The organism is Mycobacterium sp. (assembly GCF_002863225.1).
Classification (GTDB): Bacteria; Actinomycetota; Actinomycetes; order Mycobacteriales; family Mycobacteriaceae; genus Mycobacterium.
This window is the reverse complement of record NZ_PKEK01000041.1, coordinates 234,865-248,898: the sequence shown is the minus strand read 5'-3', so window position 1 is coordinate 248,898 and position 14,034 is coordinate 234,865. Positions and strand designations below refer to the sequence as shown.

The window sequence follows — 14,034 nt, the reverse complement described above, 5'->3', positions numbered from 1 at the left end:
CTAGTGAGCCGCCGCGTCGACTTACCGATGATATTGAACGGGTGACCAATACGGCAATAGTTCCGGAAAATCGGATTTTGGCGGTGCGTCAGCAGCCCCGCAGGCGCGACCCCAGGTAGTCGACGACCCCGTCGATCGCCACCCGCTCCTGGGTCATCGCATCGCGCTCGCGGATCGTGACCGCGTGGTCGTCCAGCGAGTCGAAGTCCAGCGTCACGCAGTAGGGCGTACCGATCTCGTCCTGGCGCCGGTAGCGGCGACCGATCGCGCCGGCGTCGTCGAAGTCGACGTTCCAGTACTTGCGCAATTCTTGGGCAAGATCCCGGGCCTTCGGGCTCAGGTCGGCGTGCCGCGACAGCGGCAGCACCGCGGCCTTCACCGGCGCCAGCCTCGGGTCGAGCCGCAACACAGTCCGCTTGTCCACGCCACCTTTGGCATTCGGCGCTTCGTCCTCGTGGTACGCGTCGATCAGGAACGCCATGAACGAGCGGGTGAGCCCGGCCGCCGGCTCGATCACGTACGGCGTGTAGCGGGTGTCGTTGGCCTGGTCGTAGTACGACAGGTCGACACCGGAATGCTTTGCATGCGTGGACAAGTCGAAGTCGGTGCGGTTGGCCACACCTTCGAGCTCACCCCATGGGTTGCCGGAGAAGCCGAACTTGTACTCGATGTCGACGGTGCGGTCCGAGTAGTGCGACAGCTTTTCTGCCGCGTGCTCGTAGAGCCGCAGGTTCTCCGGGTCGATGCCGAGATCGACGTACCACTGGTGGCGGGTGTCGATCCAGTACTGGTGCCATTCTGGGGCGGTCGACGGTTCGACGAAGAACTCCATCTCCATCTGCTCGAACTCGCGGGTGCGGAAGATGAAGTTGCCGGGCGTGATCTCGTTGCGGAAGCTCTTGCCGATCTGGCCGATGCCGAACGGGGGCTTGCGGCGGGACGTGGTGACCACGTTGGCGAAGTTCACGAAGATGCCCTGCGCCGTCTCGGGCCGCAGGTAGTGCAGGCCCTCCTCGGTCTCGATCGGACCCAGGTAGGTCTTGAGCATCATGTTGAAGTCGCGCGGCTCGGTCCACTGACCCTTGGTGCCACAGTCCGGGCAGACGATCTCGCTCATCGGCACCGAATCCGGATCGCCTCCCTTCTTCAGGGCGTAGGCCTCCTGGAGATGGTCCTGCCGGTGCCGCTTGTGGCAGTTCAGACACTCGATGAGCGGGTCGTTGAACACCTCGACGTGGCCGGAGGCCACCCATACCGCGCGCGGCAGGATGATCGACGAGTCCAGGCCCACCACGTCGTCGCGGCCGGTCACGACCGAGCGCCACCACTGCCGCTTGATGTTCTCTTTGAGCTCGACGCCCAATGGCCCGTAGTCCCACGCCGATTTGGTGCCGCCGTAGATCTCGCCGGCGGGATAGACCAGGCCGCGCCGTTTGGCGAGGTTGACGACGGTGTCGATGACGGACGCCACGAGGTGAGGACTCCTGATTGTCGTTGTGCACGGACGATTCGTCATCGTAGCGATCGACGCGACGCTCTTTGACATGCGTGGTTATGCATGTGACAGTGGAGGCAGTATGCCTCTCTCATCCCCCACCGCAGCTGACGGCGACGAACTGGTCAGCGAGCACCAGCACAGCGACTCCGCCGAACTGCCGGCGCCGCCGCCGCGGGACATCCTCGATGCCGCCGGCGAGCTGTTGCGCGCGCTGGCCGCGCCGGTCCGGATCGCGATCGTGCTCCAGCTGAACGAGTCCCAGCGTTGCGTGCACGAGTTGGTCGACGCGCTGGGCGTACCGCAGCCGCTGGTGAGCCAGCACTTGAAGATCCTCAAGGCCGCGGGTGTGGTCGCCGGGGAGCGGTCCGGACGCGAGGTGCTCTACCGGCTGGCCGATCATCACCTGGCGCACATCGTGGTCGACGCCGTCGCGCACGCCGGGGAGGACAAATGACCACCCAGGCCGGCGTCCGCGCCACGCGACAGCGGGCGGCGATCGCGGAATTGCTCGACACCCTCGACGAGTTCCGCTCCGCCCAGGAACTGCACGACGAGCTGCGCCAGCGCGGCGAGAACATCGGGCTGACCACCGTCTACCGGACGTTGCAGTCGATGGCCGCGGCGGGCCTGCTCGACACGCTGCGCAATGACACCGGCGAATCGGTCTATCGCCGTTGTTCCGATCACCACCATCACCACCTGGTGTGCCGCAATTGCGGATCGACCGTCGAGGTGGGTGATCACGAGGTCGAGGAGTGGGCGGCCGCGGTCGCCAGCAAGCACGGGTTCTCCGACGTCAGTCACACCATCGAGATCTACGGCACCTGCTCGGAGTGCGGTTAACCCGTTACCGCGCGGCGTATTTCGGCGCCCTTGTCGAGCACCATCAGGACGAGCGTCCGAAGCGCGTCGTCGTTGAGGCCGTTGCCGGGAAAGTTGTAGCGCAGGATCACGTCGGCGGCCTTGCCGGCCTTTTCGGTGAGGCTCACCGATCCCAGCAGCGTCGAGCGCGCCTGCTCGGCCACCGCGTCGCGAAGTCTCTTGTTGGCCGCCAGGTCCCACGCCACCATCTGGGTCAACGACACCAGATCGAGGTCTTCGTTGATGGGCACCACCCGCAGCGAGGCGATCGTGCCGCCGTGGTGAACCGTCAGCGCCCCATCGGATTCCGCCTCGGCGGGCAGCACCTCGGTGAGCACCGTGAGTAACCGTTCCTGCAGCGTCGACATCACGCCGTCCCGAATCGTCGATGCCGCAACGCATACTCCTCGCAGGCCGCCCACAGGTTGCGGCGATCGTAATCAGGCCAGAGCGTGTCCTGGAAGATGTACTCCGCGTAGGCGGCTTGCCACAGCATGAAGTTGCTGGTCCGTTGCTCCCCCGAGGTCCGCAACAGCAGATCGACGTCGGGAATGTCCGGACGGTGCAGGTGCCGGGCGATGGTCGCCTCGTTGACCCGCTCCGGGTTCAACTTTCCCGCCGCCGCCTCGCGCGCGATATCCCTTGCGGCTTCGGCAATTTCGGTACGGCCACCGTAGTTGACGCAGTAGTTGACCGTGATCACGTCGTTGTTCAGGGTCAGTTCTTCGGCGACCGCCAGCTCGTTGATGACGCTGCGCCACAACCGTGGGCGCGAACCCACCCACCGGATCTTGACACCCATCTCGTTGAGGTTCACCCGGCGTCGTCGTACCACGTCGCGGTTGAATCCCATCAGGAAACGGACCTCGTCGGCCGAACGTTTCCAGTTCTCCGTCGAGAAGGCATAGAGGCTGAGCCATTTGATGCCCATTTCGATTGCCCCGCAGACGATGTCGATGACGACGGCCTCGCCCATCTTGTGACCCTCCACCCGCGGGAGACCGCGCTGGGTGGCCCAGCGGCCGTTACCGTCCATCACGATCGCGACGTGATTGGGCAACTGCTCCAAGGGAATCGCCGGAGCCGCCGCTTTGGAGATGTGCTGCGGCGGCCGGCGCGGCCCACCACCGGGCGCGGGCGGCAACTCCGGAAAATCCACCGGCCAGGTCGAGGTGTCCGGGAACACCGGGTAGTCATCGGGCGCCGGGGCGAGCTGCGGGAAGTCAGACTTCCGCTTGCGCTCAGCCCTCCGCTCTGAGCGGCTCACCCGGCTCGTCTCCATGCGCCACATCCTGCCTGACCAGCGCGACCCGACGGTCGAGCAGGCTCTGATCGATCACCTCGACGCGCCGGATCCGCTCGACCAGCGGCAGGGTGCGCAACTGCCGCTCCAGATGCCACTGCAGGTGAGCGGCCACCAATCCGCTGGCGTGGCTACGGGCCGACGGTGTCACCACCTCTGCGGCCTCCCAGTCGCCGTCGCGTAGCGCCGCCATCAGATCGAGTACGCCCAGCGGCGGCGTCGTCGCGCCGGGCGGGCGGCAGAACCCGCACACGCTGCCACCCGCGGCGACGTGAAACGCCCGGTGCGGGCCGGGCGTGGCGCACCGCGCGCATTCGGTCAGCGCCGGGGCCCACCCGGCAATGCCCATGGCCCGCAGCAGGTACGCGTCCAGCACCAACTCGCGGGGCCGGCTGCCGTCGGCGACCGCGCGCAGCGCACTGACCGTGAGCCGGTGCAGCTCCGGGGCCGGTGCCCGCTCCTCACCGGCGAGGCGCTCGGCGGTTTCCAGCATCGCGCACGCGCTGGTGTAGCGGCCGTAGTCGCTGACGATGTCGGTGGCGAACGCGTCGAGTGAGACCACCTGCGTGACGATGTCGAGGTTGCGGCCCGGATGCAGCTGGACGTCGATGTGCGCGAACGGCTCCAGTCGCGCGCCGAACTTGCTGCGGGTACGGCGGACGCCCTTGGCCACCGCGCGAACCAACCCGTGGTCGCGGGTGAGCAAGGTGACGATCCGGTCGGCTTCGCCGAGCTTGTGCTGGCGCAGCACCACCGCCCGGTCCCGGTACAGCCGCATAGGTATCAGTTTGGCACCAGGTTGCGACGGCGCCCCGGACGCGCGCCGATAATGTCGGTACCGATGAGTAACTCCGCCGATCGCCGTTTCCCCACGCTCACTGACCAGCTGTATCAGCTGGCCAGCGGTGAGGTCACCTCCGACGAGCTGGTCCGTCGCTCTCTGCACGCCATCGAGGCCAGCCAGCCGACGCTGAACGCGTTCCGCGTGGTGCTCACCGAGTCGGCGCTGGCCGACGCCGCCAGGGCCGACCGGCGCCGCGCCGAAGGTGACCGGGCGCCGCTGCTCGGTGTGCCGATCGCGGTCAAGGACGACGTCGACGTCGCCGGCCAGCCGACCTACTTCGGCACGTCCGGCCAGGTCCAGGCGGCCACTCAGGACGCCGAGGTGGTGCGCCGCCTCAAGGCTGCCGGGGCGGTGATCGTCGGCAAGACCAATACCTGCGAACTGGGCCAGTGGCCGTTCACCAGCGGACCCGCATTCGGCCACACCCGCAACCCGTGGTCGCGCCGGCACACCCCGGGTGGTTCGTCCGGCGGTAGCGCGGCCGCGGTGGCCGCCGGTCTGGTCACGGCCGCTATCGGCTCCGACGGCGCGGGCAGCGTGCGCATTCCGGCGGCGTGGACGCATCTGGTCGGCATCAAGCCGCAGCGTGGTCGGATCTCGACGTGGCCGCTGCGCGAGGCGTTCAACGGGATCACCGTCAACGGCGTGCTGGCGCGCACGGTCGCCGACGCGGCGCTGGTGCTCGACGCGGCGTCCGGCAACGTCGACGGCGATCTGCACAAGCCGCCGCCGGTGACAGTGTCCGACCATGTCGGCATCGCGCCCGGCTCGCTGAAGATCGCGTTGTCGACCCGGTTCCCGTTCACCGCATTTCCAGCCCGACTGGACCCGGAGATCGAAGCGGCACTGGACTCGGTGGGCGATCAGCTTCGGCTGCTGGGCCACACCGTGGTCGACGGCAATCCCGACTACGGGCTGCGGTTGTCGTGGAACTTCTTGTCGCGGTCCACATCCGGGCTGCTGGATTGGGCCGAGCGGCTGGGCGACGGCGTTGAGTTCGATCGGCGGACGCTGGCCAACATGCGGATGGGCCGGCTGCTCTCGCAGCAGATCCTGCGGGCCGCCCGGGCCGGCGAGGCCGCCAATCAGCGACGGGTGGGTTCGATTTTCCGGATCGTCGATGTGGTGCTGGCGCCGACGACCGCGCTGCCGCCCCCGCTTGCCGAGGCCTTCGACAAGCTGAGCGGTGTGGGCACCGACCGCGCGATGATCGCGGCCTGCCCGGTGACCTGGCCGTGGAATGTGTTGGGCTGGCCGTCGATCAACGTGCCCGCCGGCTTCACGTCCGAAGGCCTGCCGATCGGCGTGCAGCTGATGGGGCCGGCCAACAGCGAGCCGTTGCTGGTGTCACTGGCCGCCGAACTGGAGGCGCTCGGCGGCTGGGCGGCCAAGCAGCCTGCGGTGTGGTGGAACGCCGAGTCCGAGGCCGTGCGGTAGCAGCGTCGGCTGAGCGCGAGACAGCAGCCAGGGCTGCATTCTGCGCGATCCCGCAGCCAAGCGTTCTGTATCGCGTCGTGCTACAGCGTCAGAAGCCGAGTCGGCCAAGCTGTTTGGGGTCGCGCTGCCAGTTCTTGGCAACCTTGACCCGTAGCTCGAGGTAGACCTTGGTGCCCAGCAGCTTCTCGATCTGACCGCGTGCGACGGTGCCCACTTCACGCAGCCTTGCCCCGCCCTTGCCGATCACGATGCCCTTCTGGCTGTCACGCTCGACGTAGAGCAGCGCATGCACGTCGATCAGGTCGTCGCGGCCTTCGCGCGGATTGATCTCGTCGATCACCACCGCCAGCGAGTGCGGCAGTTCGTCGCGGACGCCCTCGAGCGCGGCCTCCCGGATGAACTCGGCCATCAGAACTTCTTCGGGCTCGTCGGTCAGCTCACCGTCGGGGTAGTACGGCGGGCCGGGCGGCAACGCGGCGGCCAGCACACCAATGAGCACGTCGACCTGTTCGCCCGTGGTCGCCGAGACCGGGACCACCTCGGCGTCGGCGCCCACCAATTCGCTGACCGCGAACAGCTGCGCGGCCAGCTTGTCCTTGGACACCCTGTCGATCTTGGTCACAATGGCCACCAAAGTCGTTCGGGGAGCGGTAGATCGGATCTGTTCGACGATCCACCTGTCCCCCGGCCCGATCGCCTCGTCGGCCGGGATGCACAGCCCGATCGCGTCGACCTCGCTGTAGGTGTCGCGAACCAGATCGTTGAGCCGCTTGCCGAGCAGGGTGCGCGGTCGATGCAGACCCGGCGTGTCGACCAGGATGATCTGGAACTCGTCGCGGTGCACGATGCCCCGGATCGTGTGCCGGGTGGTCTGCGGGCGGTTCGACGTGATCGCGACTTTCGAGCCGACCAGCGCGTTGGTCAGCGTCGACTTGCCGGTGTTGGGCCGGCCGACGAAACAGACGAAGCCGGAACGGAACTCGGTCATCGAACACCGTTGGCGTCCACGCGGCTGAGCAAGACGGTACCGATCCGGACCCGGCCGCGGTGGTCGGGCCCACCCTCGGCGTGCAGCAGCAGGCCATGCGACTCCACCCGGGAACCGGGCAGCGGCACCCGCCCCAGCTCCAGAGCCAGCAGGCCACCGACGGTGTCCACGTCGAGATCCTCCTCGAATTCCACGCCGTACAGTTCACCCACGTCTTCGATCGGCAACCGTGCCGATACCCGGAATTGGTTGTCGCCCAACTCTTCGACGGGAGCCACCTCGGCGGCGTCGTACTCGTCGGCGATCTCGCCGACGATCTCCTCGAGAACATCCTCGATGGTCACCAGCCCTGCAATCGCGCCGTATTCGTCCACCAGCAACGTCATGTGGTTGCGCATCCGCTGCATTTCGCGCAACAACTCATCGAGCGGCTTGGAATCCGGAACGAACACCGCCGGCCGCATCACTTCCGAGACCGCGGTTTCGTGTCCGCTCGTCGAGGCGTAATAAGCCTGCTGCACACAGTCTTTCAGGTACACCACCCCGACGATGTCGTCGACGTTCTCGCCGATGACCGGAATGCGGGAGTGCCCACTGCGCACCGCCACTGACATCGCCTCGGCGGCAGACTTGTCGTGCTCGATCCAGATCATCTCGGTGCGCGGCACCATCACCTCGCGGGCCGGCGTATCGCCGAGTTCGAACACCGACTCGATCATCCGCCGTTCGTCGGCGGCAACCACGCCACTTTGCTGCGCCAGGTCGACGACTTCGCGCAGTTCGATCTCGGAGGAAAACGGACCGTTGCGGAAGCCGCGACCAGGCGTCAGCATGTTTCCCAGCACCACCAGCACCCGGCTGATCGGGGTCAGCAGAACCGAAATCGCCTGCAGCGGAAGGGCAGACACCAGTGCAATGGAGTACGCGTTCTGGCGTCCCAGCGTCCTGGGACCGACACCGATGACGACGAAGCTGACCACCACCATCACCACCGCGGCGATGAACAGACCCCAGTCGCGGCTCACCTGTCGATAGCAGAACTGCGCCAGCAGCACGGTTGCGCTGATCTCGCAGACGATCCGCAGCAGCACCACCAGGTTGATGTACCGGGGCCGGTCGGTCATCACCTTGGCCAGCCGAACCGCGCCCGTCCGCTCGTCGCGGACCATCTCCTGCACCCGCGCCATCGACACCGTGCTGATCGCCGCGTCGATGGCCGCGAACACGCTACCCAGAGAGATCAGCAGGATCACGCCGAACAGCGAAGCGGAACTGTTCAATGGTCGAAATACCTTGATTTGTCCAGCAATCGCTGGTCCCGCTCGTGCTGGCGTTGCAGGCGGTAGAACTCGACCTGGTCGGCGACCCACTCTTCCAGCAGGCGGCGCTGGAGGCCGAACATCTCTTTTTCTTCGTCCGGCTCGGCGTGGTCGTAGCCGAGCAGGTGCAGGACGCCGTGAATCGTCAACAGCGCCAACTCATGTCCCAGCGAATGACCGGCGGCCGCGGCCTGTTCGGCGGCGAACTCGGGACACAGCACGATGTCGCCGAGCATGGCCGGACCCGGTTCCGGCGCGTCGGGGCGCCCGCCCGGTTCGAGCTCGTCCATCGGAAAGCTCATCACATCGGTCGGCCCGGGCAGGTCCATCCAGCGCATGTGCAGGTCGGCCATCGCGGCGGTGTCCAACAGCACCATCGACAGCTCCGCGGCCGGATTGACATCCATCTGGGAGATGACAAACTTTGCGACGCTGATCAATTCGGATTCGGAGACGTCGATCCCGGATTCGTTGGCTACCTCGATGGTCACAGCAGCGTCACCGCGTTACCGGCGACCCGTGCCGCGTCGCGCAGCACGGTTCATCGTCAGCCCCGGCTGTTCGTGTCGCGCGTAGGCGTCCACGATCTCGGAGACCAGCCGGTGGCGGACCACGTCGGCACTGGTGAGCTCCGAGATGTGGATGTCGTCGATCCCGTCGAGGATGTCGACGGCCGCACGCAGACCCGACCGGTGGTTGCCCGGCAGATCGATCTGCGTAACGTCGCCGGTGACAACGACTTTGGAGCCGAAACCCAGTCGGGTGAGGAACATCTTCATCTGCTCGGCGGTGGTGTTCTGCGCCTCGTCGAGAATGATGAACGCGTCGTTCAACGTTCTACCGCGCATGTAGGCCAGCGGCGCGACCTCGATCACGCCCGACGACATCAGCTTCGGGATCAGCTCGGGGTCCATCATGTCGTGCAGCGCGTCGTACAGCGGACGCAGGTAAGGGTCGATCTTCTCGCTCAGCGTGCCGGGCAGAAAGCCAAGGCGCTCACCGGCTTCCACCGCCGGACGGGTCAGGATGATCCGGCCGACCTGTTTGGTCTGCAGCGCGTTGACCGCCTTGGCCATCGCCAGGTAGGTCTTGCCGGTGCCGGCCGGCCCGATCCCGAACACGATGGTGTGGCTGTCGATCGCGTCGACATAGCGCTTCTGGTTGAGCGTCTTGGGCCGGATCGTCTTGCCGCGACGCGACAGGATGTCCAGTGTCAGCACTTCGGCCGGTGACTCGTTGCCGGTGCCCACCAGCATCGCGACGCTGTGCCGCACGCCTTCGGGGGTGAGCGGTTGGCCACTGGCGACGATCGCGACGAGTTCGGAGAGCGCCCGTTCGGCGAGCGCGACGTCGGCCGGCTGACCGGACAGCGTCACAGCATTGCCGCGGACATGCAGGTCGGCGGTGAGGAGGCGTTCGAGGGTACGCAGATTTTCGTCGGCGGAGCCAAGCAGGCCCATGACGAGGTCGGGCGGAACGTCGATACTGCTGCGAACCGACGATGCGGACGGACCAGCAGTGTTGGTCTCGCGAGGCGACACGATGGGTTCTTAAGCCTGCTTTCTGTGGTCTGTCCAGCGGGTTAGCGCCTCGAGTCTACCGCCGGTGGGTTGGCCAAACCACTGGTTAGCCGTCCTGCCAGGCGTCGTCGAGATCGACGGCAGCGCGGGAACTGTCGAGCGCACGTCACGCTGGCGTCGATCTCGGCGACGTCATTCGTCTCCTGCCGCCCAGCGCGGCGTCAGCACGCCCAGCGCCCCGAGCGCGACGGCGGCCGCGGTCGAGGTGCGCAACACCGTCGGGCCCAGCCGGACGGCCCTGGCGCCGGCGTCGACGAACGCGGCCAATTCGTCAGGGGCGATGCCGCCCTCGGGGCCGACCAGCAGCATCACCGACTGGGCCTGCGCCAGGCTGACCGCCGTCAGCGGCCCGTGGGCCGACTCGTGTAACGCCAGCACGACGCCGCCGGACGCCGTCGCCTCGCCGACCCGCGAGGCCAGGGCGGCGGTCGAGAGCACCCCGTCGACGGTCGGAATGTGGGCACGCCGCGATTGCTGAGCGGCCGCACGGGCCACCGCCCGCCAGCGCCGAAGCCCCTTCTCGGCGCGGGCCCCGTCCCAGCGGGCCACGCAGCGCGCGGCCTGCCAGGCCACCAGCGCGTCGGCACCGGCCTCGGTGGCCAGCTCGACGGCCAGCTCGGAACGCTCGGATTTCGGTAGCGCCTGGACCACCGTGACCGGAGGGAGCGCGGGGGCAACCTGCCGGCGCTCGATCACTCGGGCCCGGAGCCCGTCGCGGGCCGCCTCCTCGACGACGCAGCGGGCCACGCCGCCGGCGCCGTCACCGAGGATCAGTTCCTCACCGACCCGGATGCGCCGGACGGTGGCGGCGTGGAACCCTTCGTCGCCGTCGAGGACGACCGGCTCACCGCCCTCGGGCAGCGCGTCGACGTAGAACAGGCCGGGCAATTAGCGCCCGGTGAAGGTTTCGCGCAGCCGGCTGAACAACCCGCCACCGTTGCTGGCGGCGGTGTGCGTCGAGCGGACCTCGGTGACGTCGCGACCGCGGCGGCTCTTGAACTCGCGCAACAGGTCGGCGTCCTGGTGGTCGAGCCGCTCCGGGACCACCACGTCGACGTGCACGTGCAGGTCGCCGCGCACACCCGAGCGCAGATGCGGCATGCCGTGGCCGCGCCGCGTCGTCACCGAACCGGGCTGGGTTCCGGCCGGGATGGTGATCTCGGTCAGGCCGTCGATGATGGCGTCGACGGTCACCGTGGTGCCGAGGGCCGCGTCGACCATCGGTACCGAGATCGTGCAGTGCAGGTCGTCGCCGTCACGCACGAAGATGTCGTGCGGCTGCTCGTGGATCTCGACGTACAGGTCACCGGCCGGTCCCCCGCCCGGCCCCACCTCACCCTGCGCCGCGAGGCGAACCCGCATGCCGTCGCCGACACCGGCGGGGATCTTCACCGCGATCTCGCGGCGGGCCTGCACCCGTCCGTCGCCACCGCACTGGTGGCAGGGGTCGGGAATGACCTCCCCCACGCCGCGGCAGGTGGGGCAGGGCCGCGCCGTCATGACCTGCCCGAGTAGTGAACGCTGGACGGTCTGCACTTCGCCGCGGCCGCCACAGGTGTCGCAGGACACCGGCTTGGAGTCGCCGTTGGTGCCTTTGCCCTGGCAGCGATCGCACAGCACCGCGGTGTCGACGGTGACCTGCTTGCTGACACCGGTCGCGCATTCGGTCAGATCGAGACGCATCCGCAGCAGCGAGTCCGAACCCGGCCGAACCCGCCCGACCGGACCCCGCGACGTCGTGCCACCACCGAAGAACGCCTCGAAAACGTCACCCAGACCGCCGAACCCGCCGAAGCCACCGCCACCCGCCGCGGCGTTCTCCAGCGGATCGCCGCCCAGGTCGACGATGCGTCGCTTCTCCGGGTCGGACAGCACCTCGTAGGCGACGCTGATCTCCTTGAACTTCGCCTGCGCGGCCTCGTCGGGGTTGACGTCGGGATGCAGTTCGCGCGCCAGCTTTCGATACGCCCGCTTGAGCTCCGAGTCGCTGGCGTTCTTGCCCACGCCGAGCAGACCGTAATAGTCGCGTGCCACGCTCCGACCTTCCTGAAGTTTCCTGGGTTCTCAGACCCAGATCGACCGCGAAATAACGGTCATCACTGAATTGTGCCTGGAATGCCGGGTCATCGTGTGCCCAGCACTTCGCCGATGTAGAGAGCAACCGCAGCGACACTAGCCATAGTTCCCGGATAGTCCATCCGGGTGGGCCCCAGCACGCCCATGCCGCCGTAGACGGTGTCCAGGGTGCCGTATGTGGTGGACACCACCGACGTGCCCATCATCTGCTCGGCCTCGGTCTCGTGTCCGATGCGGACCGTGACTTTGCCGGCCTCCTGCTGGGCCGCCAGCAGCTTGAGGACGACGACCTGTTCTTCGAGGGCTTCCAGAATCGAGCGCAGCGAGCCGCCGAAGTCGGCGGTGTTGCGGGTCAGGTTGGCGGTGCCGCCCAGCAGCAGCCGCTCCTCGGTGTGCTCGACCAACGACTCCAGCAGCACGGTCGCCGAACGACCCACCGCGTCGCTGAGGCTCTTCGACTGGCCTCCGCGGCCGTCGAGCTGGGCGGCCAGGTCGGCCACGGCCACCGAGGCCGCCGAGAGTTTTTTACCGTCCAGGGCCTGGCCGAGCATTTCGCGCAGTTGCGAGAGCTGGTGGTCGTCGATGACGTCGCCGAGTTCGACGACGCGCTGGTCGACCCGTCCGGTATCGGTGATCACCACCATCAGCAACCGGGCCGGGGTCAGCGCGATCACTTCCAGGTGCCGCACCGTCGACGTCGACAGGGTGGGGTACTGCACCACGGCGACCTGCCGGGTCAGCTGGGCCAGCAGCCGCACCGCGCGGCGCAGGACGTCGTCGAGGTCGACGCCGGACTCCAGGAAACTCTGGATGGCCCGCCGCTCGGCGATCGACATGGGCTTGACGTCGTCGAGGCGGTCGACGAATTCGCGGTAGCCCTTCTCCGTCGGCACCCGGCCGGAGCTGGTGTGCGGCTGGGTGATGTAACCCTCGGCCTCCAACACGGCCATGTCATTGCGGACCGTCGCCGAGGAGACCCCGAGGTTGTGCCGGTCCACGAGCGACTTCGAACCGATCGGTTCTTTGGTGGCTACGAAGTCGGCGACGATCGCGCGCAGCACCTGGAATCGGCGCTCATCAGCACTTGCCATCGGCGATCGTCCCTCCTAACCTCCGACCAGTTTACGGGGACCACCAGCAAGTACCCTGTGCTGCATGGCCGCATCGGAGAGGATCGCACCGAAAACGAGCCTCGGATGATCTTCAAGGGCGTGCGCGACGGCAAGCCGTACCCCGACCACAACCTGTCCTACCGGGACTGGTCGCGGATTCCGCCACGGCAGATCCGGCTGGACGAGCTGGTCACCACGACCACCGTGCTGGCGCTGGACCGTCTGCTGTCGGAAGACTCCACCTTCTACGGCGATCTCTTTCCACACGCGGTGAAGTGGAAGGGCGTCTGCTATCTCGAAGACGGCCTGCACCGCGCGGTGCGCTCGGCGCTGCGGAATCGCACCGTGCTGCACGCGCGGCTGCTAGACCTGGACGCGGTGACGCAGCACCCCGCCCAGGACCAGGCCTAGTCGTTGGTGATGGACGTGGCTGCCTGAACCAGGGCCAGCGCAGCGTCGTGCTGCAGCACCCACGTGCCGCCCTGGTCGATGAACACCAGGTTCTTCTCGACCGGGCCGGCGAACCTGGGGCCGGTGATGGCGACGTCCGCCTTCACGGTGTTGGGCGCCACCGATTCGATGTTGCTGACGGCGAACTGCTCCGGAAAGTTGCCGTGCCGGTAGGCCTGGCGCAGGTCGTGGTCGGCCACATGACCCTCATTCGGCGGGATGCCGTTTTCCACCAGTGCGACTTTCGTCTCGTAACCGACACCCGGGTCGGTGACCCGGTTGCACAGGTCGGACAGCTGCTCGGGGCTCGGCAGCGGGCCCTGGCCCGGGGGGTCGAGCGGCACGTTGAACACGACCGGCGCGACCTGCGGCGCGGACGCGGCACCGGCGGCCAGCGTCGTCACACCCGCGGCGGCGGCTCCGGTGGCGGCGACGGCGGCCACACCTGCGGCGAACATTTTCAGAGTCATCGTTGTCCCTTCGATTTGAACCCGAGCATCGGTGCCATTCTGCTGATCGCGGCGCGATCGGCGGCAACCGGGCCTGTCTGGCGTGTCGAATAGCCC

At 67.5% G+C, this 14,034-nt stretch carries 16 protein-coding genes; 4 read left to right on the top strand and 12 right to left on the bottom strand.

From position 1 onward, the window contains the following. Positions 1–88: 88 nt before the first annotated feature. Positions 89–1,516, bottom strand: a complete 1,428-nt coding sequence (locus CYU59_RS13455) for a glycine--tRNA ligase (protein ID WP_292990196.1) — start codon at positions 1,514–1,516, stop codon at positions 89–91. A gap of 61 nt (positions 1,517–1,577) precedes the next feature. On the opposite strand from CYU59_RS13455, the gene CYU59_RS13450 reads away from it, so the two are divergent. Both CYU59_RS13450 and CYU59_RS13445 read left to right on the top strand, forming a co-directional pair. Then, entirely contained in the window at positions 1,578–1,952 is a 375-nt protein-coding gene (locus tag CYU59_RS13450) for a metalloregulator ArsR/SmtB family transcription factor (RefSeq protein WP_292990194.1), read from the top strand. After that, the gene (locus tag CYU59_RS13445; RefSeq protein ID WP_292990192.1) at positions 1,949–2,341 is read left to right on the top strand and encodes a Fur family transcriptional regulator; all 393 of its coding nucleotides are present in this window, start codon (positions 1,949–1,951) and stop codon (positions 2,339–2,341) included. Before CYU59_RS13450 ends, CYU59_RS13445 begins: the two co-directional genes overlap by 4 nt. Here the strand turns inward: CYU59_RS13445 and CYU59_RS13440 are convergent. The 3 genes from CYU59_RS13440 to recO are packed head-to-tail and all read right to left on the bottom strand — an operon-like array spanning position 2,338 to position 4,440. Beyond that, positions 2,338–2,727, bottom strand: a complete 390-nt coding sequence (locus CYU59_RS13440; protein WP_292990190.1) for a hypothetical protein — start codon at positions 2,725–2,727, stop codon at positions 2,338–2,340. The two genes, CYU59_RS13445 and CYU59_RS13440, sit on opposite strands and share 4 nt — an antisense overlap. Next, positions 2,727–3,641: a decaprenyl diphosphate synthase gene (locus CYU59_RS13435; RefSeq protein ID WP_292990187.1), complete on the bottom strand. Its 915-nt coding sequence runs from the start codon at positions 3,639–3,641 to the stop codon at positions 2,727–2,729. Before CYU59_RS13435 ends, CYU59_RS13440 begins: the two co-directional genes overlap by 1 nt. Next, on the bottom strand, positions 3,601–4,440 hold the full coding sequence (gene recO, locus CYU59_RS13430; protein ID WP_292990185.1) for a DNA repair protein RecO: 840 nt from the start codon (positions 4,438–4,440) through the stop codon (positions 3,601–3,603). The genes CYU59_RS13435 and recO overlap by 41 nt, the downstream gene beginning before the upstream one ends. Before the next feature lie 63 nt (positions 4,441–4,503). Between recO and CYU59_RS13425 the strand changes: the two genes are divergently transcribed. Beyond that, positions 4,504–5,943 (top strand): amidase, encoded by a 1,440-nt coding sequence (locus CYU59_RS13425; protein ID WP_292990182.1) that lies wholly within the window; start codon positions 4,504–4,506, stop codon positions 5,941–5,943. A gap of 88 nt (positions 5,944–6,031) precedes the next feature. On the opposite strand, the gene era is transcribed toward CYU59_RS13425, so the two are convergent. The 7 genes from era to hrcA all read right to left on the bottom strand — a co-directional run bounded on the left by era (position 6,032) and on the right by hrcA (position 12,997). Beyond that, positions 6,032–6,931, bottom strand: a complete 900-nt coding sequence (gene era, locus CYU59_RS13420) for a GTPase Era (RefSeq protein WP_292990178.1) — start codon at positions 6,929–6,931, stop codon at positions 6,032–6,034. Next, positions 6,928–8,211 carry a hemolysin family protein gene (locus tag CYU59_RS13415; protein ID WP_292990175.1) on the bottom strand — a complete coding sequence of 428 codons (1,284 nt, stop codon included), beginning with the start codon at positions 8,209–8,211 and terminating at the stop codon, positions 6,928–6,930. Before CYU59_RS13415 ends, era begins: the two co-directional genes overlap by 4 nt. After that, positions 8,208–8,741, bottom strand: a complete 534-nt coding sequence (gene ybeY, locus CYU59_RS13410) for an rRNA maturation RNase YbeY (RefSeq protein WP_292990172.1) — start codon at positions 8,739–8,741, stop codon at positions 8,208–8,210. The genes CYU59_RS13415 and ybeY overlap by 4 nt, the downstream gene beginning before the upstream one ends. 15 nt (positions 8,742–8,756) lie before the next feature. After that, positions 8,757–9,791 (bottom strand): PhoH family protein, encoded by a 1,035-nt coding sequence (locus tag CYU59_RS13405; protein WP_292990168.1) that lies wholly within the window; start codon positions 9,789–9,791, stop codon positions 8,757–8,759. Positions 9,792–9,962: 171 nt separating this feature from the next. Continuing rightward, positions 9,963–10,718 carry a 16S rRNA (uracil(1498)-N(3))-methyltransferase gene (locus CYU59_RS13400; protein ID WP_292990166.1) on the bottom strand — a complete coding sequence of 252 codons (756 nt, stop codon included), beginning with the start codon at positions 10,716–10,718 and terminating at the stop codon, positions 9,963–9,965. Further along, positions 10,719–11,864 carry a molecular chaperone DnaJ gene (dnaJ, locus tag CYU59_RS13395; RefSeq protein WP_292990163.1) on the bottom strand — a complete coding sequence of 382 codons (1,146 nt, stop codon included), beginning with the start codon at positions 11,862–11,864 and terminating at the stop codon, positions 10,719–10,721. A gap of 89 nt (positions 11,865–11,953) precedes the next feature. After that, positions 11,954–12,997 (bottom strand): heat-inducible transcriptional repressor HrcA, encoded by a 1,044-nt coding sequence (gene hrcA, locus CYU59_RS13390; RefSeq protein WP_292990160.1) that lies wholly within the window; start codon positions 12,995–12,997, stop codon positions 11,954–11,956. 105 nt (positions 12,998–13,102) lie between these two features. Here hrcA and CYU59_RS13385 point away from each other — a divergent pair, with 105 nt between their 5' ends. Further along, positions 13,103–13,429 (top strand): type II toxin-antitoxin system VapB family antitoxin, encoded by a 327-nt coding sequence (locus CYU59_RS13385; RefSeq protein WP_292990158.1) that lies wholly within the window; start codon positions 13,103–13,105, stop codon positions 13,427–13,429. Here CYU59_RS13385 and CYU59_RS13380 read toward each other — a convergent pair. Next, positions 13,426–13,938 carry a hypothetical protein gene (locus CYU59_RS13380; protein WP_292990155.1) on the bottom strand — a complete coding sequence of 171 codons (513 nt, stop codon included), beginning with the start codon at positions 13,936–13,938 and terminating at the stop codon, positions 13,426–13,428. The two genes, CYU59_RS13385 and CYU59_RS13380, sit on opposite strands and share 4 nt — an antisense overlap. Between the last annotated feature and the right edge of the window lie 96 nt (positions 13,939–14,034).